Source organism: Sphaerotilus sp., assembly GCF_041083715.1.
Lineage (GTDB): Bacteria > Pseudomonadota > Gammaproteobacteria > Burkholderiales > Burkholderiaceae_C > Sphaerotilus.
In genome coordinates this window covers 1-3,892 of the sequence record NZ_JBFPGY010000056.1, presented here as the reverse complement: position 1 = coordinate 3,892, position 3,892 = coordinate 1, and the positions used below count along the sequence as shown (strand labels likewise).

Genomic DNA, 3,892 nt, shown 5'->3' with positions numbered 1-3,892 from the left:
GAACAGATCTACCGCATCGACCACTTCCTCGGCAAGGAGCCGGCGCAGAACATCCTCGCCTTCCGCTTCGCCAACGGCCTGTTCGAGCCGATCTGGAACCGCAACTTCATCGACCACGTCCAGATCGACGTTCCCGAGACGCTCGGCCTGGGCAAGCGCAGCGGCTTCTACGAGCAGACCGGCGCCTACCGCGACATGGTGGTCACGCACCTGTTCCAGATCCTGGCCTTCATGGCGATGGAGCCGCCCACCTCGCTGGAGCCGGTGCCGATCAGCGAGGAGAAGAACAAGGTCTTCCGCAGCATGCTGCCGATCCAGCCGGGTGACGTCGTGCGCGGGCAGTACAGCGGCTACCGGCAGGAGGACGGCGTCGATCCGGACTCGGACACGGAAACCTTCATCGCGCTGAAGTGCCACATCGACAACTGGCGCTGGGCAGGTGTGCCCTTCTACCTGCGCACCGGCAAGCGCATGGCCGAGGGGCAGCGCATCATTTCCATCGCCTTCCGCGAGCCGCCCAAGAGCATGTTCCCGCCCGGCTCGGGCGTCGGCGCGCAAGGGCCGGACCACCTGACCTTCGATCTCGCCGACGCCTCGAAGATGTCCCTGTCGTTCTACGGCAAGCGCCCGGGGCCAGGGATGCGGCTGGACAAGCTGAGCCTGCAGTTCGCGATGACCGACACGGGACTGGCTGGCGAAGTGCTGGAAGCCTACGAGCGGCTGATCCTCGACGCGATGCGTGGCGACCGCACGCTGTTCACCACCGCCGAGGGCATCGAGCGGCTGTGGGAGGTCTCGACGCCGCTGCTGGAAGCGCCACCGCCGGTGCGGCTGTACGAGCCGGGCTCATGGGGCCCGAAGGCGGTGCACCAGCTCATTGCGCCGCATGCGTGGCGGCTGCCCTTCGAGCGGGCATGGCGCAAGCAGAACGTGCAGGGCGGCTGAGCCCCGCCTCAAAGGCCGCCCATGGTCGCAGCGGGAAAGAAGGGCAGGCTGCGCTGCCGGGTGCCGCACAGTCGGAACACGGCATTGGCCAAGGCCGGCGCCACGGTCGGCACACCCAGTTCGCCAACGCCACCGATCTTGGCATTGCGGTCCAGCGTCGCCGGCGTCGGCATGATCTGCACGGCCACTGCCGGCATCGCCGACAGGCGCATCACGGGACTGTTGTTGAAGTTCGTCCGCTGCGCTGCGCCATTGGCGAAGGTCTGCTGGCCATAGAGCGCGGCATTGAGGCCGTGCACCACACCGCCGGCGAGCTGCGCTTCGACGTTGCGCGGGTTCACCGTGAGGTAGCTGTCGATCACCACCGAGACCCGCGTCACCTTGAAGGCCGTGGCGCTGGTGCCGGACACTTCCACCACCGTCGCCACCACGCTGTTGAAGGCGGCACCGATGGCGATGCCCTTGGCCGTGCCCGGCGCAGAGGGCGCTGACCAGTTGCCCAGCGCCGCCACGGCATCCAGCACCGCCATCCAGCGCGGGTCCGACAGGTAGCGCTTGCGGAATTGGCAGGGGTCCTGTCTGGCCAGCGCAGCCAGCTCGTCCAGCATCGACTCGACCGCAAACGCATTGATGGACGCTCCGACCGAGCGCCAGAATCCGACCGGAATGGGCGTGGGCTGGTTCACCCACTCGACGAGCTTGCTGCCGAAGGCATACGGCAGGTCGTGCGAGCCTTCCGTGCCCTGGCTGTCCCCTGTGGCGCCCAGCAGGCTGCCACGTTGCGCCAGGATCGACGGCGAGACACTGCGGTACAGCCAGCTCGTGATCCAGTTGTTGCTGTCCAGGCCAGCCCGGGCACGCACCACGGCCATCGGCCGGTACTGGCCATGGGTGAGATCCTGCTCGCGCGGCCAAACCAGCTGGACCGGGCGCTGCAAGGCCATGCCGACCTGGATGGCCTGGCCGATGAAATCGATTTCCGCCTTGCGTCCCAGACCGCCCCCAAGCTGCGTCGTGAAGATCTTGACCTGTGCCTCGGGCAGCCCCGTCATCGCCATGGCCAGGACCAACGCGGACTTGGCCACCTGCGTGGGTGCGTGGACGTGGCAGCGCACCCCCGCGACAACATCGACTGTGCAATTCAGCACCTCCATGCAGACGTGCGGCACAAAGGGCAAGGTGTAGGTGACGTCCAATTTCCGGGCCGAGGCGGCCAGGGCAGCGACCGGGTCCGCCGTGCTTTTCTCGGCGGTGTACAGCGCGCCAGGCTGGTTCGCAGTGGCTCCGGCCACATACGGCGCCGCATTCTGGGCCAGGGCGTTGGCGTCCGCCAGAAACTGCGCGCTGCTCCAGCCACTCGCCGCGGCAGGGAGATTCCACGAGACCGTGAGGGCATTGGCCAGCCGCATTGCATCCCACGTCGTGGCGGCCACGACGGCCACGGCATTCGTGTTGCCCGCGACTTCGGCCGCACGTCCGGCGCCGGCCACGATCTTGACGGGCACCACGGCGATGGCGCCTCCGGGGAGGCCGGGGGTGGCCTTCAGCGTACCGCCCACGGTGGGGCAGTGCTTGATGACGGCATACACCATGCCCGGCAGGCGAACATCCAGCCCGTATCTGGCAGCCCCGGTGACCTTGGCCGGGATGTCGAGTCGCGGCAGCGGCTGCCCGATCTGCTTGAACTGGGTGGTATCTGATGAAGCCAGTGCCGCCACGGGCGTCAGCACTGCCGCAGCGGCGGCAAGCTGACCGTAGGTGCGCGTGGCACCGGAGCTGTGGCGCACGACACCATTGCTCACGGTGTAGCTGCTGCGGGAGGTGTCGGCAAAGACCCCCATGGCCGCCAGAACCAGGGTTTCCCGCGCCGACGCAGCGGCGTCCCGCAACCGCCAGAAATTGTTGCGGGTCACGCCGGAACCCACGGTCGCGATCGATGCGCCGACCGGAGCGACTGCGGCTGTGGTAGGACTGCCCTGGACCAGCCGCACGCGGGCGTAGTCCACCACCAGGTCTTCGCACAGGATCTGCGCCAGACCCGCCGACGAGCCCTGGCCCATGTCGGACGCACCAATGGTCAGCGTGACCGTGTTGTCGATCCCCACGGTCAGCCAGGTGTTGACGGGCATGGTGGTGGCCTGGGCCTGTGCGTCCGGCGTCGCGAGCAGCGTGAAGCCGAGCGTGAAGCCGGTAGCCGCCGTGCCCAGGAACTGGCGCCGGCCCATCGGAGCGAGGGAGGATTCCATGGTGTCGTGTCTCCGTGCGGAATGCAGGTCAGAACGCGGGGCGATCACAGCTTGGCAATGGCCTGCCGGATGCGCGGATAGGTACCGCACACGCAGATGTGGTTGATCTCGGGGGCGATCTCGCTGCCATGGTGACCGGCCCGCATCGCGCAGGTGGTGGCCATCAGCATGCCGGGCTGGCAGTAGCCGCACTGGGGCACCTGGTTGTCGATCCAGGCCTGCTGCGCCTTCTGTCCGTTGGCGTCAGCGGCGAGGCCCTCGACGGTCACGATCGGCTTGCCCACCGCGGACGACACGTCGATCTTGCAGGAGTGTTCCCGCTGCCCACCCATCATGACGGTGCAGGCACCGCACACCTCGATGCCGCAGCCATACTTGGTACCGGTCAGATTCAGGACGTCGCGCAGGACCCACAGCAGCGGCATGGACGCACTGCTGACACTGACGGGGCGGTCTTGTCCGTTGACATTCAGGGTGTAGTTCGGCATGGCCTTCGGCTCCTCGACACGAGGCGGCCATTGCACCAGTCCTCACCCGCTGCGGCGAGAGGGCCGACAGCGCCAGACCGCAACCCACGTGAACAAATTCCGCCCCGACAGGGATACCGTCGCGTGTCACCACAGGCCTTGCCGGCCATGCCGATCCAGACAGGTTCACCAGCCCAGCGGCGCTGCCCACCCGTCGTAGACCTTGGGCAGCGG

General features: G+C 67.6%; 3 protein-coding genes. 1 reads left to right on the top strand and 2 read right to left on the bottom strand.

From position 1 onward, the window contains the following. Positions 1 to 945, top strand: a 945-nt coding sequence (locus tag AB3X43_RS02775; protein WP_473965049.1) for a glucose-6-phosphate dehydrogenase, incomplete at its 5' end; no start/stop codon positions are given. An 8-nt stretch (positions 946 to 953) separates the two neighbouring features. Here AB3X43_RS02775 and AB3X43_RS02770 read toward each other — a convergent pair. Both AB3X43_RS02770 and AB3X43_RS02765 read right to left on the bottom strand, forming a co-directional pair. Further along, positions 954 to 3,191, bottom strand: a complete 2,238-nt coding sequence (locus tag AB3X43_RS02770) for a xanthine dehydrogenase family protein molybdopterin-binding subunit (protein WP_369428362.1) — start codon at positions 3,189 to 3,191, stop codon at positions 954 to 956. Positions 3,192 to 3,235: 44 nt separating this feature from the next. Continuing rightward, the gene (locus AB3X43_RS02765; RefSeq protein WP_369428361.1) at positions 3,236 to 3,679 is read right to left on the bottom strand and encodes a (2Fe-2S)-binding protein; all 444 of its coding nucleotides are present in this window, start codon (positions 3,677 to 3,679) and stop codon (positions 3,236 to 3,238) included. Between the last annotated feature and the right edge of the window lie 213 nt (positions 3,680 to 3,892).